Source organism: Ruegeria sp. AG1 (assembly GCF_056541705.1).
In genome coordinates this window covers 380,049-399,678 of record NZ_JBQFYU010000003.1, presented here as the reverse complement: position 1 = coordinate 399,678, position 19,630 = coordinate 380,049, and the positions used below count along the sequence as shown (strand labels likewise).

Below are 19,630 nucleotides of genomic sequence, written 5' to 3'. Positions count from 1 at the left end.
ACTGTTCCGCGACAGCCAGCGTGACAAACACGCCGAGGCACCACAGGCCGCAGAATAAACGCACCAAAACACAAACAATCAAAGCGCCGCCAAAACACAGGGCGGCGCTTTTTTTGTTGATACAATGGCGTCCGATAGAAAGGACGCTATCGGTTACCCGGCGACGACACTCTGTCGTTGCACACCCAACCCTTCGATCCCTAGCTCCATTTGGTCGTCTGGCTTCAGATAGGTTTGAGGGTTCTGCCCCAAACCCACGCCCGGAGGTGTCCCGGTCGAGATCACATCACCGGGTTGTAGTGACATGAATTGCGACAGGTGCGAGATTACCGTCGCGACACCGAAATGCATCGTTCTGGTCGAGCCGTCCTGATAGCGATGCCCGTTCACCTCAAGATACATCGGCAGGTTCTGCGGGTCAGAGATCTCATCCCGTGTGACCAGTCATGGGCCGATGGGGCCGAACGTGTCAGCCGATTTGCCCTTGACCCACTGGCCAGAGCGGTGAAGTTGAAAATCACGCTCGGACAGGTCGTTGACGACGCAATAGCCTGCAACATGATCCAGCGCTTCTTCTTCCGAGATTTACTTGGCCTCTTTCCCGATGACGACGCCCAGTTCGACCTCCCAATCGGTTTTGACCGAGCCGTGCGGAATTTCGACGGTATCGTCCGGGCCATTGATCGCTGAGGTGGCTTTGAAGAAAATCACCGGCTCTTGCGGCAGTTCCATACCGCTTTCGGCGGCGTGATCGGCGTAATTCAGACCGATGCAGATGAACTTTCCCACCCGACCGATGCAGGCGCCAATTCGGGGGGTGCCTTCGACTTTTTGAAGGGTAGAGGGATCCAACGCACGCAACCGTGTAAGCGTTTCATCTCCCAGCGCCTCGCCCGAAATGTCGTTAACCTCCCCCGAGAGATCGCGGATCGTACCCTCGGCATCCAGCAGCCCAGGTTTCTCAGCACCCTTCGGGCCATAGCGAAGCAGTTTCATATCGAGTTCCTTCGTTGCTTGGCTCGTTCAGCCGGCGCCAATGGCAAACGGCTGTTCGATGGTATTTCTGATGACATTGCCCGCAAAGCGCATCCTGAAGCGTTAAACATCCTCAGGAAGCAGATCATTTGGAATGTCCTGATAGCAGACCGGCCGCAGGAAACGACGGATCGACAGAGTGCCAACCGATGTCGCGCCGAAATTCGTCGATGCCGGGTAGGGGCCGCCATGAACCATGCTGTCGCAAACCTCGACCCCTGTGGGGAAGCTGTTGGCCAGCAAGCGCCCGGCTTTCCGCTCCAGCAGTGGCAGCAACGCCTCTGCGTCGGGCTTGTCGCCCAGGTCCAGATGCAACGTGCAGGTCAGCTGGCCTTCGATGGCGCGTGCAATCTGCTGCATCTGCGCCGTGTCGCGGACGCGGACCACGATGCCGAGGGGACCAAAGACCTCCTCTTGCAGTTTGTGATCGGCCAGCCAGTCATCGCCAGACACCGTGAACAGGTAGGGGGCCGCATCACGCGTCGCGCAGCTGTTGCCTATGATCTGGGTGACCCCGGTGCCCGCTGCAACACGCGAAACGCCCTGACGGTAGGCGTCGGCGATACCATCGGTCAGCATGGTTTGCTCGGCTATAGCGGACAAGCCAGCTTCGGCGGCGGACTGGAACGCATCTGCCTCGGGGCCGTCAATGATAACCGCGATACCGGGATTGGTGCAGAACTGCCCTGCTCCCATGGTCAATGAGCCCGACCAGCCGGCCCCGATTTCAGTCCCGCGCGCGGCGGCGGCTTGCGGCAGGATGAACATTGGATTGACCGAGCCAAGCTCACCGAAGAACGGAATTGGTTCATCGCGTTGCGCGCACAGATCGAACAGGGCGCGACCACCAGCAAGGCCGCCAGTAAATCCAACCGCCCGGATCAGAGGATGCTGCACCAGACGCGTTCCCACGTCCCGCTTGCCGCCTTGTACCAAAGAGAACACACCGGGATGAACGCCTTTCGCCTTGATGGCAGCGTCGATAGCCTGCGCGACGATTTCACCCGTGCCTGGATGCGCCGAATGGCCCTTGACCACGACGGGGCAGCCTGCGGCCAACGCGGCCGCCGTATCGCCCCCTGCGACCGAGAAGGCCAGCGGGAAGTTGGACGCGCCGAACACAGCTACAGGCCCCAGCGGGCGCTGGATTATGCGCAGGTCCGGGCGAGGCAGGGGTTCGCGGTCGGGCATGGCCGGGTCGTGGCGCATGTCCAGATATTCTCCCGCCTCTATGTGATCGGCGAACAGGCGCAGCTGACCGACGGTGCGGCCACGTTCGCCTTGCAAACGGGCCTCGGGCAGGCCGGTTTCTTGCGTTCCGATTTCAGTGATCGCATCGCCACGTGCGTCAATCTCGTCGGTAATCTTGCGCAGCAAGGCCGCCCGCTCGGCCCGGGTCGACCATCCGAACGAGGCAAAAGCCTCCTCGGCGGCGCCTACGGCACGGTCAACCAGCGTAGGCGTGCCCACGGCAAAGTCATGGCTGGGGCCATGGGCAGGTTCCGATGCAAAAGTGGCGTCTGCGCCGACCCATTCGCCAGCGATCAGGTGTTTTCCAGTCAACATGGTTAGTTCTTTCTTAAAGCAGGCCGCGTTGGGCGAGGTTTCGCATCAGATGAGAGGCCCCGAAGGTCCATTCAGGGCATTCCGTGGACAGGCGCACCGTGTTTGTCAGCGCCCCAAGCTGGCTGTTGGCGATGGTGACGAGATCGCCCAGTTTATGTGTAAAGCCGCCTCCGGGCGTGTCACGGTCCTGGGTTGGGGCAAAGAGCGTGCCCAGAAACAACATCAGCCCGTCCGGGTATTGGTGATGGCGTCCAATGGTCTGTTTCACAAGATCCGCCGGATCGCGGCTGATCTGGGACATGGAAGACGCGCCATTCAGAACAAACCCATCGGGTCCGGTGACAGTCAGTGTCAACTCGGCCTTGCGCACGTCGTCGAGGGTGAAGCCATCATCGAACAGCCGGATCATCGGCCCGATCGCGCATGACGCGTTGTTGTCCTTGGCCTTGCTGAGCAACAGGGCCGAGCGCCCCTCGACATCGCGCAGGTTCACATCGTTGCCCAAGGTCGCGCCCTTGATTTCGCCGCGAGAGGTTACGGCCAGAACCACCTCAGGTTCGGGGTTGTTCCAGGTAGAAATCGGGTGCAACCCGATATCCGCATCCGAGCCGACCGAAGACAAAACCTGCGCTTTGGAGAATACCTCGGCATCCGGTCCGATTCCGACCTCGAGGTACTGGCTCCAGAGACCTTCTTCGATCAGCGCCTCTTTGACCTTTGCGGCCTCATCCGAGCCGGGCGTGATATTGGACAGGCTGTCGCCAATCCGCGCGCCGATGCGCGACCGTATCGCCTCGGCCTTGGCCGGATCACCTGCGGCCTGTTCCTCGATCACGCGCTCGACCATGGAGCCGGCAAATGTGACGCCGCAAGCTTTGACCGCTTGCAAGTCACACGGAGCGAGCCACTGATGATCCGCGTCAAACGGGCCAAGGTCTTCGCCTTGCGCCGCACGGACGTAGTCCGCTGCATCGTCCCGCTCGAGAATATCCCGGACGGTTGGCGCAGTTTTCGATGTGATATCGACCACGCGACCATCGCGCAGGATCACAACGCAGGGGCCAATCCCGGCGCGCTCAATACGTCCGAGCCACAGCCCGTTGGAGTCCAGGTTTGGTAGAGTCATATCAATCCCTGAGGTTATAGGCCCGCGCGGCGTTGCCACCCATCACGGCATCGCGTTCGGAGCTGCTGAGTTGGCTCAGCAAAACGTCCGTAGTTTCCAGCCAGCGCTCGTAGCTGCTGGCCAAGGTGCAAACCGGCCAGTCGCTGCCCCAGATCAGGCGCGACGGGCCGAAACTGTTCAGAAGGTGGTCCACGTAGGGTCGCAGATCATCGACTGTCCAATCGGATGCGGCTTCGGTGACAAGGCCGGACAGTTTGCACCATGCGTTGGTCTCACTGGCTAGCGCTGCCATATCCGCGGCCCAACCCTCGAGTATTGCGTCCCGGATCAGTGGCTTGGAGCCGTGATCAATGACAACCTTCATGTCCGGATGACGCGCCAGTAGATTTCTGAGCGGTCCCAGATGGTGCGGCAAGGTCAATGCGTCGAACGTCAGACCCCGCGCAATAAGTTCGGTAAAAGCGGGGGTCAGAGCGTCGCCCAACATCCAGAGCGGGTCGGCAATATCCTGGATCATCGGACGAAGCCCAATGAGCGCCGGGTGCGCATTCAACGCCGCGATCTGGGTCGCCGCATCCGAGGCTTCGAAATCGACCCAACCTACAACACCTTTGATAAATGAGGTCTCGTCGGCCAGGGACAGCAAATATTCCGTCTCGGCCACCGTCGGAGCAGCCTGCACCAGCACGGTGCCTTCAATGCCGGCGTCTTTCAGCATCGGGGCCAGATCATCGGGGGTAAAATCGCGGTAGATCACGTCCAAGTCAGGCGTCAACCAGCCATAGTCCCCCCGCGCCACGGCCCAGAAGTGCTGATGCGCGTCAATCCTCATGCGATGACGCCCTTTTTCAGGATGATATTGCCATAGAGCCTACGCTCACCCGTTTGAACGATGGCAAACGCGTTCGCCGCACGCTCATAGAAGGCAAACCGCTCAAGCCCCTGTACCTTGGCCGGGTTGTCCGCTGTCGCGTCGATGATGTTCTGAAAATCGGCGACGGCTTCGGGAATTGCGTCCGGATCACCGACCACCTGCATGGTCAGGGCCGGGTCGGTCACGAATGTATCCAGAGGCATCACGGACAGCACAGCCCGGAGCACCTCACTGGCGGTCGAGCCATCCGCGCGGATGCAATCCGGGCCGGTGCTTGTGCCGGGAAAGTTCGCGTCAGCGATCACGATTTCATCGCCGTGCCCCATGGTCCTAAGCGCATGCAGCAGGTCGGGCGACAGAATGGGGTCGATGTTACGCAGCATCGGCGGCCTCACTCGGAAGCGGTGCATCCGGACGGATCAGCCCCTCGGACCGCAGATCAGACCAGAGGCCCGGGGGTACTTCCCGCTCTAGCAGGGCCACGTTGGATTGCACCTCGGCTGCGCTGACGGCACCCGGAACGACTGTTTTGACGCACGGATGACCCAGAACAAATTGCAGGGCCGCCGCGATCAGAGGGGTGTCATGCGCGGCGCAAACGGCCTCGATCTTGCGGACGCGCGCCAGTATGTCCTCGGGCGCATCGGCATAGTTATACTTTGCACCCGGCACGGCTCCGGTCGCGAGGATGCCGGAGTTGTAGGGCCCACCCAAAATGATCCCCACGTCGCGCTTTTCACAAAGGGGCAGGAAGCTGTCCAATGCTTCTTGCTCAAGCAACGTATAGCGACCAGCCAGCAGGAAGCCGTCGAAATCACCCAGGCCCAGAAGCTTTTCACACACCTGCCATTCGTTCACGCCTGCGCCGATGGCGGCGATCTCTCCTGCGTCGCGCAGCTCAGCCAAGGCTTTGTAGCCGCCTCCGTTGAACAGCTCACGCACCTTGGCGTCGGACATTTCTTGACTGCCCTGGCTGAAGACGCAGACGTCATGCACCAGAAGGATGTCGGCATTTGCGACCCCGATGCGCTCACGGCTGGCCTCGTAGGACCGCATCACCCCGTCATAGGTATAGTCGAACACGATCCGTTTTTGCGGAACGTCTACAAAGGCCTCGGGCGTGACCTCATGGGGTTCGCAATCCAGCAGAAGACGCCCGATCTTGGTGGACAGCTGGATGTTCTCGCGTCCAAAGCGGGCAATCGCCTCGCCAAAGCGGCGCTCGGACCGTCCAAGCCCGTATTGCGGTGCGGTGTCAAAGAAACGGATACCCGCATCATAGGCGGCCTGAAGCGCGGCCTGCGCGTCCTCATCCGACACTTTGCGGTACAGGTTTCCCAGCGGGGCACCGCCAAATCCCATCCGGGTCAGCGGAACGGGCCGCGCGGTGCGGTTATTGAGCAATTCTGTCTGTGAAACGGTCATCCTGCCTCGCTGTGCGACTGTTGGGTGAGATTGAAAAGGTGGCGCTTTTGCTGCCTGAGTTCCTCGATGCGCGGCATCAACTGTCCCAAGTGGGCGCGCATGGCGTCCTGAGCGGTCTGTTCGTTGCGGCTGCAAATCGAGTCAAAAATGGCTTTGTGTTCCGCCAGTGTTTCCGCAATCCGGCCCGGGGTCGGCAGCAGCAGCATCCGCGCCCGGCTCACCTGCAGAGAAACATTCTGCGCCACGTTGGCGAGGTGACGGAAGCCGGTGAAGTCCATCAGCATACCGTGAAACTCTTCGTCGGCCTGATAGAAGCCGGGAATATCATCATCTTCGATCAAAAGCTCTTGCAGGCGCATATTGCGGCTGAGGCGTTTGCGCTGATCTTCGGTCAGGTCCCGCGTCACTTTGGCGACGGTTGCTAGTTCGAGTGCTTCGCGCAGAAAGGCACCTTCGCGGATCTCATCCATCGAGAAATAGGACACACGCGTCCCGGATTGCGGGACTACATCCACCAGACCTTCAGATGCCAGGCGGGCGATGGCGTCCGCAACAGGCGCGCGTGACACGCCTAAACGCTCGCAAACCGGGGCCTTCCGTAGGTTCGCGCCTGGCGGAAAGTCCAGCGCTAGAATCGCCGTTTTTAAAGCGTGGTGAACCCGCTGAGCCAGCGATCCTTCGGTGGTCGTAATCTCGGGCAGGAGAGAGGCGTCAATATCTTGGAGCTTGTTCATGGTCAGGGTTTAACATTCTAACATGTTAGTTGACAAGAGAAGATCTACCACTTAGCAACATGGACCAAGCAAGCGGGGAAGTGATGCAAGCACACGACGGCATAAATGTTCTGGAAAAGGCGGCGCGGGATGTCGTTCAGCTTAACCCTGATGACAATATTGTTATTGCCCTGCGTGACTTGCAGTCGGGCGAGCAGCCGTCACATGTGCCGACACCTCTGACCTCGCAAGTGGCCCGCGGGCACAAGATTGCGACGATGCCGATTCGGGCTGGCGAAAACGTGATCCGTTACGGCCAGATCATCGGTCAGGCCAAAAGCGACATCGAACCGGGGGATCACATCCATGTCCACAATCTGGGGATGGGCGCGCATCAACAGGACTATGCGCATGCCAGCGCCAATACTCCGCTGCCGGCGCTCGCCGCTGATCGGACGTTTGACGGGTATCATCGTGCCGATGGCCGGATAGGGACGCGGAACTATATCGGCATCCTGACCAGCGTGAATTGCTCGGGCTCGGTAGCCAAGTTCATCGCCGAAGCGGCCGAGAAGTCCGGGCTACTGGACAGCTTTCCCAATGTGGATGGCGTCGTGCCGATCGTGCATGGCACAGGCTGCGGTATGTCAGGCAAGGATGAAGGCTATGCGACCTTGTTCCGCACATTGGCCGGTTACGCGCAGCACCCGAATTTCGGAGGTATCCTGCTGATTGGTTTGGGCTGCGAGGTCATGCAAGTCGCAGATCTTGTCGGAGGACGCCCGATCCGCACCGATGGCGTATTGCGCTATATGACCATCCAGAACGAGGGCGGCACGCGCCGCACCATCGAACGCGGGCTGGATGAGCTGCGGGGGATCGCCGAATTGGCCAATCAAGCCGAGCGCGCGCCCGCACCCATCAGTGCGATCACGGTTGGAATGCAATGCGGTGGATCCGACGGGTATTCCGGGATCACGGCCAATCCAGCCCTTGGGTATGCCTCAGATCTGCTGGTGCGCCATGGCGGAACGACAATCCTGTCCGAGACGTCTGAAATCTACGGGGCGGAGCATTTGTTGACCCGCCGGGCCGAGACCATCGAAGTGGGCGAAAAGCTCATAGAGCGTATCCACTGGTGGGAAGACTATACCGAGCGCAATGGCGGTGAGATGGACAACAACCCAAGCCCCGGCAACAAGCGCGGTGGGCTGACGACCATTCTGGAGAAATCGCTGGGTGCTGTTGCCAAGGGCGGCACGGCACCTCTGCGCGACGTCTACAAGTTCGGTGAGAAGGTGGACAAACACGGGTTTGTCTTCATGGACAGCCCCGGATTTGATCCATGCTCGGTCACGGGGCAGGTGGCATCAGGCGCGAACCTGATTGTGTTCACCACCGGACGTGGCTCGGTGTCCGGCTATCAGCCGACACCCTGCATCAAACTGGCGACCAACTCGGAAATGTATGCCCGGATGGCAGACGACATGGATCTGAACTGCGGCGACATCGTCACCGATGGCGTCAGCATCGAAACCAAAGGCGAAGAGCTGTTCGAGATACTGATCCGTGTCGCCTCGGGCGAGAAAACCAAAAGTGAGGAACTTGGCTTTGGGGGCGTCGAGTTCGTTCCCTGGCAAATCGGCGCGGTGATGTAAGCCGCACCGCCCTTGGGGAGAGGGGCAGAATGGGAGGAGAAATGACGAAACTGGTCGACATGACGGGGATTGATAAGCACTTCCCCGGTGTGCATGCGCTGAAATCCGTGCAGTTCGATCTGTTTCCGGGTGAAGTTCACGCGTTGATGGGCGAGAACGGTGCCGGGAAAAGCACGCTGATGAAGATCCTCTCGGGTATCTATCAGCGCGACGGCGGCGATCTGGTGATCGAGGGGAAATCCGTTAGCCCAACCACCCCGCGCGAGGCGCAGGATCTGGGAATTGGCATCATCCATCAGGAACTGAGCCTGATGAATGACCTGACCGTCGCGCAGAATATCTTCATCGGGCGTGAGCCACGCAAAAGCTTTGGCCGTCTGGACGAAGCCACGCTGAATGCGCAAACGGCCGAGATTTTCGCCTCGATGAACCTGAACCTCGATCCCAAGGCGCTGGTCGGTAGCCTCACCATTGCAAAACAGCAGATGGTCGAGATCGCCAAGGCTTTGTCCTTCCGGTCGAAAGTTCTGATCATGGATGAGCCGACCGCCGCCCTGAATGACGCCGAGATTGCCGAGCTGTTCGTGATCATCCGCCGCCTCAAGTCTGAAGGTGTGGGCGTCGTCTATATCAGCCACAAAATGGACGAGCTGAAGCAGATCTCGGACCGGGTCACGGTCATGCGCGACGGGGAATATGTCGGCACTGTGGGTGCCGCAGAAACGCCAATCAGCCAGATCATCGCGATGATGGTGGGGCGCGAGGTGAATGAGGAACCTCTGGACGTACCTGAACTGGGCGACGCCGAGGTCTCACTGCAAGTCACGGGCCTAAGCCGCAGCAAAGAAATCCAAGATGTCAGCTTTTCGGTTCAGAAAGGCGAGATACTCGGTTTTGCCGGTCTGATGGGTGCTGGCCGGACCGAGGTCGCGCGGGCAATCTTTGGCGCTGATCCAAGAGATGCCGGTGAAATCCGAGTGCATGGTCACGTGGTCTCGATCAAGTCGCCGACTGACGCGGTGAAGGCCGGGATCGGGTATCTATCTGAGGATCGCAAACATTTCGGCCTCGCGACGGGGATGAATGTGCGGGACAATATCGCTCTGGCTTCAATGGATCTTTTCACAAGCACCGGCGGCGTTCTGAACGACAGTGAAATCAGCACCACCGCTAAAGGCTATATCGCACAGCTGGGCATCCGGACGCCATCGGATGTACAAGAGGTTCGGCTGCTCTCGGGGGGCAATCAACAAAAGGTGGTCATCGCCAAATGGCTGCTGCGTGATTGCGATATCCTGATCTTCGATGAACCCACGCGAGGCATCGACGTCGGCGCAAAATCCGAAATCTACAAACTGCTCGAGGAGCTGGCAGAGCAGGGCAAGACGATCATCGTGATCTCGTCCGAATTGCCCGAGATCATGCGCCTCAGCCACCGCATCGCCGTGATGTGCGAGGGCCGGCTGACCGGCATTCTGCCCGGCGGAAAAGACACCACTCAGGAAGACATCATGCATCTGGCCACGCAACGGGCGGCGGCGATGCAGGTAACGGGGACAATGCAATGACCACAGCTACGGATATCGACAAGAAAAAACTCCTCGGGGGTTTGTCGGAAAGCGGCGCCTACCAGAAAATGCTGGCCTTCGCGAGCTTGATCGCGCTGCTGATCGGCTTTTCGATCGCGTCGCCGAACTTCATGCAAACCTCAAACATGATTGCAATTTTGCAGGCGACCTCGGTCAACGGTGTACTGGCGGTTGCTGCGACTTTGGTGATCATCACCGGTGGGATCGACCTATCGGTGGGCACGCTGATGACCTTCTGCGCGGTGATCGCGGGGGTTGTGCTGACCTATCTGGGCATGCCGTTGCTATTGGGTGTTGCGGCCGCAATCGCGGCGGGTGCGTTCTGTGGCCTGTGTTCGGGAACATTCGTCGCCAAGATGAAAATCCCCCCCTTCATCGCCACGCTTGGCATGATGCTGATCCTCAAAGGTCTCTCGCTGGTGATCTCGGGGACGCGACCGATCTACTTCAACGACACGCCGGGCTTTGACCAAATCTCGCGCGGATCGCTGATCGGAGAGGTCTTCCCCGCGCTGCCCATCCCCAATGGCGTGCTGATCCTATTCATCGTCGCGATCGCTGCCTCTTATATTCTGAGCCGCACAGTTCTGGGCCGCTATACCTTTGCGCTTGGGTCAAACGAAGAGGCCGTGCGCCTGTCCGGTGTCAACACCGATATGTGGAAGATCCGCATCTATGCACTGGCCGGGGCTATCTGCGGTATCGGCGGCATCCTGATCGCCTCGCGTCTGAACTCGGCACAGCCTGCTTTGGGTCTCGGGTATGAGCTGGAGGCCATCGCGGCGGTTGTCATCGGTGGCACATCGCTGTCGGGCGGTCGCGGCACGATCCTTGGCACCTTGATCGGCGCCTTGATCATGGCGGTGCTGACCAACGGGCTGCGTGTCCTGTCCGTCGCGCAGGAGTGGCAGACCGTTGTCACCGGCGCAATCATCATTCTGGCCGTCTATGCCGACATGGCACGGCGCAAGAAATCCGGCTGAGAATAACAAAATAGAAAACGACCAACTGTGGAGGAGAAAACATGTTTTCACGTCGTTTCATTCTGGGGGCGCTGAGTGCGGCCACCCTGGCAGGTCCCGCCTCGATGGCGGCTGCCGAAGAAATCTATATCCCGCTGGTATCCAAGGGCTTCCAGCACCAGTTCTGGCAGGCGGTGAAGTCCGGCGCAGAGCAGGCGGCGGATGAGTTTGACGTCACCATCACCTTCGAAGGCCCTGACAACGAAACCATGGTGGACCGTCAGATCGACATGCTGGCGGCTGCCCTGGCCAACAATCCCAAAGCCATCGGTTTCGCCGCGCTGGACAGCCAGGCGGCGATCCCGCTGCTGAAACAGGCCAATGACAAAGGCATCCCAATTATCGCCTTCGACAGCGGCGTCGACAGCGACATCCCGCTTTCGACCGCAACTACAGACAACCTTGCAGCGGCCGGTCTGGCTGCGGACAAGATGGCCGAGAAGATCGGCGGCAAGGGCAAAGTCGCTGTTGTGGCGCATGACCAGACCAGCCGTACAGGGATCGACCGCCGCGACGGGTTTGTAAACCGTATCGCCGAGAAATACCCGGATATCGAAGTCGTTACCGTTCAATACGGTCAGGGCGATCACCTGAAATCGACCGAGGTGACCAAGGCAATCCTGACTGCAAACCCGGATCTGAATGGTATCTTCGGCACCAACGAAGGCTCGGCCATCGGTGTTGTGAATGGCGTTCAGGAACTGGGCACCGAAGGTCTGGTCATCATCGGTTATGACAGCGGCAAGGCACAGAAGGACGCGATCAAAAGCGGCCTGATGGCTGGCGCGATCACGCAGAACCCGGTTGGTATCGGCTATGAAACCGTCAAAGCCGCCGTCTCGGCCCTGAACGGTGAAGAAGTGCCGAGCCTGATCGACACGGGCTTCTACTACTACGATGCCTCGAATATCGACGACCCGAAAATCTCGGCCGTTCTGTACGACTAAGACCATCCACTCACGATGACCTGTCCGGCCTTCCCTTACTGGGTGGGCCGGATGCTTTAGAGGTAGCTCGGGTCAACTAGTGGCCATGTGTCCTAGGCCTGGGGTGCAGGCCCGAGTGACTCGCGTATCTTTGTCGTGGCTTCGAGCTGTACACTTGACCCCGCATCCTCACCTTTGCGCAAAGCGACCAGCATACGAGCGGCCCCTTTACCCATATTGCGATGCGGAACATGAACCGTTGTTAGGGCCGGCGTTACGATCTCTGCTATTTCGATGTCATCAAACCCGGTGATGGAGACATCCCGAGGCACTTGAAGACCCATTTTCCGGGCCTGCCTGAGCGCTCCGGCGGCAAGCACATCGTTGCCGCATAGGATTGCAGTGGGTCTCGGGTCCAATTCCATCGCTGCCTCAAGGGCGCGGGCTCCGTTGTCGATCGAGTAGGGCGTTTCGATGACGTGCAGGTTGCCGACATCTAGGTTCCGAGACAGCATCGCTTGTTCTACGCCCTCACAGCGCAGCCGAGCCCTGTCGTTGCCGTCCCTCTCCGCAGTGACAAAGGCAATGGTGCGATGTCCCAGGTCGAGTACCTGCTCGGTCAGCGCCTGCATCGCGCTTCGGTTGTCGAACCCGATGGACAGGTGCGTTTGGTCAGGATCATAGACCCAGGCGACTACACACGGGATCTGTTGTTTCTTAAGGAAATCGTAAACCTGTGGGGTCCGGTCGAAGCCAATCAATAACAGCGCATCCGCACCGCGTGCCACGAGGCTGCGGATCTGCTCTTCTTCAAGCTCCGGGTTGTATGAAGAGCTCGCGACGAGCAGGGTTATTCCATGCCTCTGAAGCTCTTCCTGAAAGGCTTGGAGGCCACGTGCGAAGATGGCGTTTTCCATCGTCGGGATAATCGCGCCAAAGGTTCTGGTGCGTTTGGCGGCAAGGGCCTGAGCCCCGAAATTCGGTGTGTAGCCAAGAGTTTTGACTGCGCTGAGGACCCTTTCGCGGGTTTTCTCGGACACCATTGTAGGATTGTTGAGGCACCTCGAAACAGTGGCGGTCGAAACGCCTGCACGTTGCGCAACGTCTTCCAGTGTCGGTGACGCCCGGCTTGGCTCGTCTGGAAATGGTGCCTTCGTCATCTACCTAAATACACTCGTGGCTTTGGCGCTCCATTTGCGCCCTTCGGAATGTGGGGTCAACTGGCGTGCCCGTCTAGATACAGTGTAAGCGCTTGCAATGCAAAATGTAAGCGCTTACAGTGGCTTCGAATCGGAGAGGAGGGGGTTTGGCAATGTTCATATTCGCGGCCATTGCGCTTTTTCTGGCGTTCCTGATCAACGTCGTCGCGGGCGCATTTGGCTACGGCCAGTTCCTGGGCGACGTAGGAGAGATGGTGTTGCTGTTCGCGGCATCTCTCGCATTCGTTGTCGTCACGCTAAGGAAAGAGGCGGCCGCACAATCAAAAAAACAATAAATGACATGACCCATAGGGAGGAAAACATGGATCGTGAAAAGCAGGAATTGGCTTCGGCTTCACGCCGGAACTTCTTAAAGCTGGCAGGAAGCGGCAGCTTTACTGCAGCGTTGATAGCGGGCGCTGCGGGGACCTTGTGGTCCACCGAGGCCGCGGCACAGACCGCCAAGGAAGAGCGTGAACGCGAGGATGCAGCGGAATTCACGATGACCCTCGCGACGGCGTATGTCTTGGGTGCATCGCGCAGCTATCCGATCATGCAGTTGGACCTGAAGGAAAACATCCAGAACGCCACCAATGGCAAGGTCTATGTCAAGCTGGCACCGGGTGGTCAGTTGGGGGCCGGTGGCGCCCTGGTGCAAGCGGTACAGGCTGGCACCATCCAATGCGCGCAGCATTCCCTGTCGAATTTCGCGCCCTATGCGAGCGCGGCTGACCTGATCAACATGCCCTATTTCTGTGGCTCCAACCAGCGCTTCACCAACCTAGTGACCTCGGATGCGTGGAAAGCCGAAGTACACCCCAAGATCGAAGCCGCAGGTTTCAAGGCGCTTTTCTACATCAATATCGACCCGCGCGTTGTGGCTGTGCGCAAGGGCGGAAACGCCGTGATCACGCCCGGCGACATGGCAGGGGTCAAGTTCCGCGTGCCCGGCTCGAAGATGCTGCAGCAGTACTATCGCATGGTCGGCGCGAACCCGACGCCGGTGGCCTGGGGCGAAACGCCTTCGGCGATCAAGCAGGGCGTGGCGGATGCTCTTGACCCGTCTGTTGGCGCGCTCTTTGTGTTTGGTTTCAAGGACATCCTGAGCCATGTCACCTTTACACAGGCGGTGCCGGACAGCCAGATTTACTCGATGAATCTGGAATGGTTCAACTCGCTACCGGCAGATGTGCAGGAAGGCATCGAGTTCGCGGGCGAACTGACCTCGCATCAGAACCTGGCCAAGGTTCCGTCTGCACGCACCTACGCAATGGCGGAACTGCGCAAAGCAGGTGTCGAGTTCCACAGCCTCAGCGAGGATCAGCTTGCGGAATGGAAAGCCGCTGGTGGATACCAACTGTCCGATTGGGACGAGTTCAAGGTCGAGCTCGCCGGTTCCATGGACAACTTTGCCAAGCTGGAAGAAGCGGCTGGCACGAAAGGACGCTACTACGTCCACGATGCTTGATACGCCTCGTCGCGTTTCAGGGGCGGCATAGTTTCTGGCCGCCCCAAAATCTGACGACAACTTGGAAATCCGGCTGCCGGCTGCCCTTGAGGTGTCGGTGAACGGGAGGATTGCATGCAACGAATACTGCAAGAACTGAACCGGAATGCCGAGCGCTGGCTGCTGCTCGTGTTCTACACGATGCTGGTGGCGACGATGTTCATCGAAGTGCTTCGGCGCGAGCTGTTGTCCTATTCCTCGATCTGGGGCGAGGAAATCGTCCGGTACTCGTTCATCTACCTCGCATGGATCGGCGCTGCAGCTGCGGTTCGTGAACGCGGACATATCCGCATTGACGTGATCATGCACTATGTCAGCCCGCGGATTAAGGCGCTGCTCTATCTCTTTGGGGATTTTGTAATGGTCGCCGTGTCGGTCGTGGCGCTCTACTACTCGTATGAAACAGTCCACGTTTCCGCAAAATTTGGATCTGTAACAGACGGTCTGCGCATCAGCCGTGTCTGGTTCCTGATGGCCGTTCCAATCGGTTTCGCACTGGTTCTGCTGCGCCTCTTCCAATCCATCCTCCGCGACATCGCGGACCTTCGTGCGGGTCGCCCCGTTTACGAAGGTGACAAACTGTTCGACTGAGGGGGCTGGACATGCTTTGGAACCAACTCGATCAATCCGTTGTCCTCGGCTGGGATTTTTATGGCCCGGTCATCCTGTTCGTCGTCCTTGTCGCACTTGCTGTTCCCGTCTGGGCCGCCATCGGTTCGGCCGCGATCCTGATGCTTGTCTGGTCAGGGGCTCTGCCTTTGAGCCTCGTCGGGGAAAAGCTGTTCTCTGGCATCGACTTTTTCGCGCTGACGGCTGTGCCGCTGTTTATCTTAACGGGTGACGTCCTCGTCAGAACCGGGCTCAGTCGAAAATTTCTTGATGTGGCCGAGGCTTTAACTCAGTTCGCCAAGGGCGGCTTTGGATCGGCCACGGTGCTTGTCTGCGGTATGTTCGCCGCGATTTCGGGCTCGGACGCCGCAGGGGCAGCAGCTGTTGGCCGCATGACGATCGACCGACTGGTCGAATCGGGCTACCCCCGGCCATATGCCTGTGCTCTTGTTGCGGCGGGTGCCTGTACCGGTATCCTGATCCCTCCATCGATCGCCTATATCATCATCGGCCTTGTTTTGGGGATTTCTGCCTCGACACTGTTCCTGGCCGCTCTGATCCCCGGCATTGCGATCCTTCTGTCCATTCTTGCCACCAACATCATCATGAACCGCCTCAAAGGCTGGGAAGGCGGTGGTAACATCAGCATGGGCGAGTACTTCTCGCGGCTGGGCAAAGCCCTGAAGTCTGGTTGGTATGCCTTTCTGGTGCCCGGCATCATCTTCTACGGCATCTTTTCGGGTCGTCTGACGCCGACCGAGGCAGGCGCGACAGCCGTAGTGGTAACGATCGTCATGGGGTTCATCCTGCGCACTCTGAGCCTGAGCGATTTTCCGGCGATGCTGGTTAGTTCAGCCAAGGTGAACGGGGTCATTCTGCCGATCATCGCCTTTTCGGCTCCCTTGGCCGAAGCACTGGCCATCATTGGTGTCCCGCAAGGCTTTGTGGCAGCCGCCACCTCGGTCAGTGACGAACCGCTTGTCCTCATACTGATGATGGTCGGCATTCTGATCGCAGCGGGCTGCGTGATGGAGACCACGCCGAACATCGTGATCCTCGCACCGATCCTGAAGCCGCTGGCAGATGACATCGGCATGAACGAGATCCAGTTCTGCATCATGATGATCACAGCTTTGGGCGTTGGCTTTATCACGCCTCCCCTGGGACTGAACCTTTTCGTGGTCGCAGGAATAACGGGCGAGTCGATCCTGAAGATCGCTTATCGCGCCATTCCGTTCGTCTTGTTCATGCTGATCGTCACCCTTTTCATCGCTTACGTGCCGACGATCTCGACCGTTCTTCTGCCAGATATTTACAAATAGGAAGCAATCAATGCCGAGAGAATATCTCAAAAAAGCGACGCTGACCTCGAAAAGCGATGCTTCGGAAACCAAGAAAATCGTCCGCGACATTCTTGATGAAATTGAGGCTGGCGGGGACGAGGCAGCCATGGCCTACGCCCGGAAGTTTGACAATTACGATGGTGAAATCCTGTTGTCACCTGAGGCCATCGAGGCTGCGTCGGCCCTTGTGCCCGAGAAGCTGAAGCAGGACATACAGTTCAGCCACGCCAACGTTAAGAAGTTCGCTGAGGCCCAGTTGGGCACGGTTAAAGACTTTGAAACCGAGGTCGTGCCGGGTTTTATCGCCGGGCAAAAGGCAATCCCGGTGGATGCCGCCGGCTGCTATGTGCCCGGCGGGCGGTATAGCCATATCGCAAGCGCGATCATGACCGTCACAACGGCGAAAGTCGCTGGGTGCAAGCACATCGTCGCGTGTTCTCCACCACGCCCCGACGTGGGTATCGCGCCTGCCATCATCTATGCGGCGCATATCTGTGGTGCAGACAAAATCCTGGCCATGGGCGGTGTGCAGGGCGTTGCCGCGATGACCTTTGGTCTGTTTGGTTTGCCCAAGGCTAATATTCTCGTGGGCCCGGGAAACCAGTTCGTGGCTGAGGCCAAGCGGATGCTGTTTGGCCGTGTCGGTATCGACATGATTGCCGGCCCGACCGACAGCCTGATACTGGCCGACAAAACAGCCGATCCGATGGTGGTTGCAGCCGATCTCGTGGGTCAGGCCGAGCATGGCTATAACTCACCGGTTTGGCTGGTCACCGATGACCGCGCGCTGGCTGAAGAGGTCATGCGGCTGGTGCCAGAGCTGATTGCCGATCTGCCAGAAGTGAACCGTGACAATGCCACCGCCGCCTGGCGCGATTACGCAGAGGTCATCCTTTGCGCGGATCGTGAGGAAATGGCGGCAACTTCCGATGCTTATGCACCCGAACACCTGACGGTTCAGGCGGAGGATTTGGAGTGGTGGTTGGATCGTCTCAGTTGTTACGGCTCGCTGTTTTTGGGCGAGGAAACCACCGTGGCCTTTGGCGACAAGGCGGCAGGTACGAACCATGTTCTTCCGACCTCTGGGGCGGCCAGCTACACAGGTGGCTTGAGTGTACACAAGTACATGAAAATCGTGACCTGGCAGCGCGCGACCCGTGAAGGTGCCAAGCCCGTCGCTGAAGCGACCGCACGGATTGCACGCCTCGAAGGCATGGAAGGCCACGCACGCACCGCTGACATCCGCCTCAAGAAGTACTTCCCAGACGAAGAATTCAACCTGACGGCGCAAGGCTAGAACACTTGTCTTCCTCTCGATTATTCAGCGTTGACGGCCGCGTGGCCGTTGTGACCGGGGCCAGTTCTGGCCTCGGACAACAAGCGGCAACGATCTTGGCAAACTCTGGCGCAAAGGTGGTGGGCGTCGCCCGTCGCGCCGACGCCTTGGCAAGCTGGGCCGATGAGATGGGCGGAAATGTTGCCGTCCTCGCTGGCGATGTGGCCGATCTTGAAAACCAGCCGGAGCTGGTGCGCGAAATAGCTGCTCCGTTCGGCGCGCCGGATATTCTTGTTCATGCTGCGGGCCTCAACCCCAGACTGCCAGCCGAGGACCTGTCATTAGACATTTGGAACGCGACCCTCGCAGTCAACTTGTCCGCCCCGTTCTTCCTGAGCCAGGCTTTCGTCCCGGCCATGAAGGCAAAAGGCTGGGGACGGATCCTCAATTTTGCGTCGCTGCAATCCTTTCGGGCCTTTCCAAACGGGCTGCCCTACGGGGCGTCAAAGGGCGGCGTGGCCCAGATGACCCGCGCCATGGCCGAAGCGTGGTCGTCTGCGGGGATCAATGTGAATGCAATTGGTCCGGGCTTTTTTGAGACCGAACTGACTGCGGCGGTCTTTGCTGACCCCGAGCGGGCCGAACGTAACGCAGCTCAAACTTGCATTGGCCGCAACGGGGCGCTCGGAGATCTCGATGGGCCGCTGCTCTTTCTGTGTTCTGAAGCCTCTCGCTATGTGACCGGCCAAATCCTGATGCTGGATGGAGGGTTCACCGCCAAATGAAAGCTCTTGTTTATACAGACGTTAAGGCTCTGTCTTACGAAGAGACCAGGGACCCAACCCCACAGCTAGGCGAGGCGCTGATCCGGGTGGAAAGCGTGGGCATCTGTGGTTCGGACATGCATGCCTATCTGGGGCACGACAACCGTCGCCCGGCCCCTCTTATCCTTGGGCACGAAGCGGCTGGCACCATCGTGGACGGACCCCGCGCAGGTGAGCGTGTGACGATCAACCCTCTGGTCAATTGCCGTGCCTGTCCGGCCTGTGTTTCCGGACGTGAAAACCTGTGTCCGACGCGGCAGATCATCTCAATGCCCCCGCGCGAGGGCGCCTTTGCCGAGCTTGTGCGGATCCCCGAAGCCAATCTAGTCACAGTGCCTGACGATGTTTCACTGGCCAAGGCAGCGCTGGCCGAACCCATCGCCGTTGGTTGGCATGCGGCCCGACTCGGTGTTGAGGCGCTGCATCCATCGGAACCGCGCCAAGCGCTTGTCATTGGTGGCGGCGCAATTGGAGTGGCCGCCGCTTTGTCCCTGCAAGCGATGGACTTTGCGGAAGTTGTTATCGTCGAGAGAAACGACATCCGCCGAGAATACCTCGCCGCCACCTGCGGAATGCAGGTCGCCAAGGAGGTTCAGGGCGAACTCCCTGTCGTTGTCGACGCTGTTGGATTTGCGGCAACAAGGGCAGCTGCTTCTGCCGCTGCCAAGCCCGGAGGTGTGGTTCTGCATATCGGCCTGGGCGAAGACACAGGCGGTCTGGATGTGCGTCGCATGACCCTGCAAGAGATCACCTTTATCGGCACCTACACCTATACCGCACAAGATTTCCGCGACACCGCCGCCGCCATGTTCGAGGGCAAGCTGGGAGCGCTGGACTGGGTGGAAAGCCGCCCGTTGTCAGATGGCGCGCATGCCTTCGAGGACATTCTGGCAGGGCGAGTCGCGGCCCCGAAAATCATTCTAAAACCTGACGCCTGA

18 protein-coding genes and 1 pseudogene are annotated in these 19,630 nt (G+C 59.2%); 11 read left to right on the top strand and 8 right to left on the bottom strand.

Annotated features, from left to right (window positions below):
* Positions 1-153: 153 nt before the first annotated feature.
* The 7 genes and pseudogenes from ACR0B5_RS06440 to ACR0B5_RS06410 form a co-directional block, all read right to left on the bottom strand.
* Positions 154-996 (bottom strand): annotated as a pseudogene (locus tag ACR0B5_RS06440) (fumarylacetoacetate hydrolase family protein).
* Between the two features lie 102 nt (positions 997-1,098).
* Entirely contained in the window at positions 1,099-2,601 is a 1,503-nt protein-coding gene (locus ACR0B5_RS06435) for an aldehyde dehydrogenase (NADP(+)) (protein WP_480539299.1), read from the bottom strand.
* Positions 2,602-2,614: 13 nt separating this feature from the next.
* Positions 2,615-3,727 (bottom strand): fumarylacetoacetate hydrolase family protein, encoded by a 1,113-nt coding sequence (locus tag ACR0B5_RS06430; RefSeq protein ID WP_480539297.1) that lies wholly within the window; start codon positions 3,725-3,727, stop codon positions 2,615-2,617.
* A 1-nt stretch (position 3,728) separates the two neighbouring features.
* On the bottom strand, positions 3,729-4,559 hold the full coding sequence (locus ACR0B5_RS06425; RefSeq protein ID WP_480539295.1) for an amidohydrolase family protein: 831 nt from the start codon (positions 4,557-4,559) through the stop codon (positions 3,729-3,731).
* On the bottom strand, positions 4,556-4,984 hold the full coding sequence (locus ACR0B5_RS06420) for an RbsD/FucU domain-containing protein (protein ID WP_170720341.1): 429 nt from the start codon (positions 4,982-4,984) through the stop codon (positions 4,556-4,558). Before ACR0B5_RS06420 ends, ACR0B5_RS06425 begins: the two co-directional genes overlap by 4 nt.
* Positions 4,974-6,026, bottom strand: a complete 1,053-nt coding sequence (locus ACR0B5_RS06415; protein WP_480539293.1) for an aldo/keto reductase — start codon at positions 6,024-6,026, stop codon at positions 4,974-4,976. The genes ACR0B5_RS06420 and ACR0B5_RS06415 overlap by 11 nt, the downstream gene beginning before the upstream one ends.
* Positions 6,023-6,760, bottom strand: a complete 738-nt coding sequence (locus ACR0B5_RS06410; protein ID WP_480539291.1) for a GntR family transcriptional regulator — start codon at positions 6,758-6,760, stop codon at positions 6,023-6,025. Before ACR0B5_RS06410 ends, ACR0B5_RS06415 begins: the two co-directional genes overlap by 4 nt.
* An 83-nt stretch (positions 6,761-6,843) precedes the next feature.
* Between ACR0B5_RS06410 and ACR0B5_RS06405 the strand changes: the two genes are divergently transcribed.
* From ACR0B5_RS06405 to ACR0B5_RS06390, 4 genes are read left to right on the top strand one after another with little or no spacing between them, the layout of a single operon-like run.
* Positions 6,844-8,397, top strand: coding sequence for a UxaA family hydrolase (locus tag ACR0B5_RS06405; protein ID WP_480539289.1), 1,554 nt, complete (start codon positions 6,844-6,846; stop codon positions 8,395-8,397).
* Positions 8,398-8,438: 41 nt separating this feature from the next.
* Entirely contained in the window at positions 8,439-9,965 is a 1,527-nt protein-coding gene (locus ACR0B5_RS06400) for a sugar ABC transporter ATP-binding protein (RefSeq protein ID WP_480539287.1), read from the top strand.
* Positions 9,962-10,969: an ABC transporter permease gene (locus tag ACR0B5_RS06395; RefSeq protein WP_480539285.1), complete on the top strand. Its 1,008-nt coding sequence runs from the start codon at positions 9,962-9,964 to the stop codon at positions 10,967-10,969. The genes ACR0B5_RS06400 and ACR0B5_RS06395 overlap by 4 nt, the downstream gene beginning before the upstream one ends.
* Positions 10,970-11,010: 41 nt before the next feature.
* Positions 11,011-11,955, top strand: coding sequence for a substrate-binding domain-containing protein (locus ACR0B5_RS06390; RefSeq protein WP_480539283.1), 945 nt, complete (start codon positions 11,011-11,013; stop codon positions 11,953-11,955).
* Between the two features lie 92 nt (positions 11,956-12,047).
* On the opposite strand, the gene ACR0B5_RS06385 is transcribed toward ACR0B5_RS06390, so the two are convergent.
* Positions 12,048-13,094, bottom strand: coding sequence for a LacI family DNA-binding transcriptional regulator (locus ACR0B5_RS06385; RefSeq protein ID WP_480539281.1), 1,047 nt, complete (start codon positions 13,092-13,094; stop codon positions 12,048-12,050).
* A 152-nt stretch (positions 13,095-13,246) separates the two neighbouring features.
* On the opposite strand from ACR0B5_RS06385, the gene ACR0B5_RS06380 reads away from it, so the two are divergent.
* From ACR0B5_RS06380 to ACR0B5_RS06350, 7 genes are all read left to right on the top strand, one after another.
* On the top strand, positions 13,247-13,429 hold the full coding sequence (locus ACR0B5_RS06380) for a hypothetical protein (RefSeq protein WP_170467628.1): 183 nt from the start codon (positions 13,247-13,249) through the stop codon (positions 13,427-13,429).
* Positions 13,430-13,455: 26 nt separating this feature from the next.
* Entirely contained in the window at positions 13,456-14,601 is a 1,146-nt protein-coding gene (locus tag ACR0B5_RS06375; RefSeq protein WP_480539279.1) for a TRAP transporter substrate-binding protein, read from the top strand.
* 114 nt (positions 14,602-14,715) lie between these two features.
* Positions 14,716-15,231 carry a TRAP transporter small permease gene (locus tag ACR0B5_RS06370; RefSeq protein WP_170378174.1) on the top strand — a complete coding sequence of 172 codons (516 nt, stop codon included), beginning with the start codon at positions 14,716-14,718 and terminating at the stop codon, positions 15,229-15,231.
* Between the two features lie 11 nt (positions 15,232-15,242).
* Complete coding sequence (locus tag ACR0B5_RS06365; protein ID WP_170378176.1) at positions 15,243-16,571, top strand: TRAP transporter large permease; 1,329 nt, start codon at positions 15,243-15,245, stop codon at positions 16,569-16,571.
* A 10-nt stretch (positions 16,572-16,581) separates the two neighbouring features.
* Entirely contained in the window at positions 16,582-17,889 is a 1,308-nt protein-coding gene (hisD, locus tag ACR0B5_RS06360; RefSeq protein ID WP_170549840.1) for a histidinol dehydrogenase, read from the top strand.
* 41 nt (positions 17,890-17,930) lie between these two features.
* Complete coding sequence (locus tag ACR0B5_RS06355; RefSeq protein ID WP_480539277.1) at positions 17,931-18,653, top strand: SDR family NAD(P)-dependent oxidoreductase; 723 nt, start codon at positions 17,931-17,933, stop codon at positions 18,651-18,653.
* On the top strand, positions 18,650-19,630 hold the full coding sequence (locus ACR0B5_RS06350; RefSeq protein ID WP_480539275.1) for a zinc-dependent alcohol dehydrogenase: 981 nt from the start codon (positions 18,650-18,652) through the stop codon (positions 19,628-19,630). The genes ACR0B5_RS06355 and ACR0B5_RS06350 overlap by 4 nt, the downstream gene beginning before the upstream one ends.

Coding starts and splice junctions, on each gene's coding strand:
- ACR0B5_RS06435 (WP_480539299.1), bottom strand. CDS start 2,601: ATGTTGACTGGAAAACACCTGATCGCTGGCGAATGGGTCGGCGCAGAC.
- ACR0B5_RS06430 (WP_480539297.1), bottom strand. CDS start 3,727: ATGACTCTACCAAACCTGGACTCCAACGGGCTGTGGCTCGGACGTATT.
- ACR0B5_RS06425 (WP_480539295.1), bottom strand. CDS start 4,559: ATGAGGATTGACGCGCATCAGCACTTCTGGGCCGTGGCGCGGGGGGAC.
- ACR0B5_RS06420 (WP_170720341.1), bottom strand. CDS start 4,984: ATGCTGCGTAACATCGACCCCATTCTGTCGCCCGACCTGCTGCATGCG.
- ACR0B5_RS06415 (WP_480539293.1), bottom strand. CDS start 6,026: ATGACCGTTTCACAGACAGAATTGCTCAATAACCGCACCGCGCGGCCC.
- ACR0B5_RS06410 (WP_480539291.1), bottom strand. CDS start 6,760: ATGAACAAGCTCCAAGATATTGACGCCTCTCTCCTGCCCGAGATTACG.
- ACR0B5_RS06405 (WP_480539289.1), top strand. CDS start 6,844: ATGCAAGCACACGACGGCATAAATGTTCTGGAAAAGGCGGCGCGGGAT.
- ACR0B5_RS06400 (WP_480539287.1), top strand. CDS start 8,439: ATGACGAAACTGGTCGACATGACGGGGATTGATAAGCACTTCCCCGGT.
- ACR0B5_RS06395 (WP_480539285.1), top strand. CDS start 9,962: ATGACCACAGCTACGGATATCGACAAGAAAAAACTCCTCGGGGGTTTG.
- ACR0B5_RS06390 (WP_480539283.1), top strand. CDS start 11,011: ATGTTTTCACGTCGTTTCATTCTGGGGGCGCTGAGTGCGGCCACCCTG.
- ACR0B5_RS06385 (WP_480539281.1), bottom strand. CDS start 13,094: ATGACGAAGGCACCATTTCCAGACGAGCCAAGCCGGGCGTCACCGACA.
- ACR0B5_RS06380 (WP_170467628.1), top strand. CDS start 13,247: ATGTTCATATTCGCGGCCATTGCGCTTTTTCTGGCGTTCCTGATCAAC.
- ACR0B5_RS06375 (WP_480539279.1), top strand. CDS start 13,456: ATGGATCGTGAAAAGCAGGAATTGGCTTCGGCTTCACGCCGGAACTTC.
- ACR0B5_RS06370 (WP_170378174.1), top strand. CDS start 14,716: ATGCAACGAATACTGCAAGAACTGAACCGGAATGCCGAGCGCTGGCTG.
- ACR0B5_RS06365 (WP_170378176.1), top strand. CDS start 15,243: ATGCTTTGGAACCAACTCGATCAATCCGTTGTCCTCGGCTGGGATTTT.
- hisD (WP_170549840.1), top strand. CDS start 16,582: ATGCCGAGAGAATATCTCAAAAAAGCGACGCTGACCTCGAAAAGCGAT.
- ACR0B5_RS06350 (WP_480539275.1), top strand. CDS start 18,650: ATGAAAGCTCTTGTTTATACAGACGTTAAGGCTCTGTCTTACGAAGAG.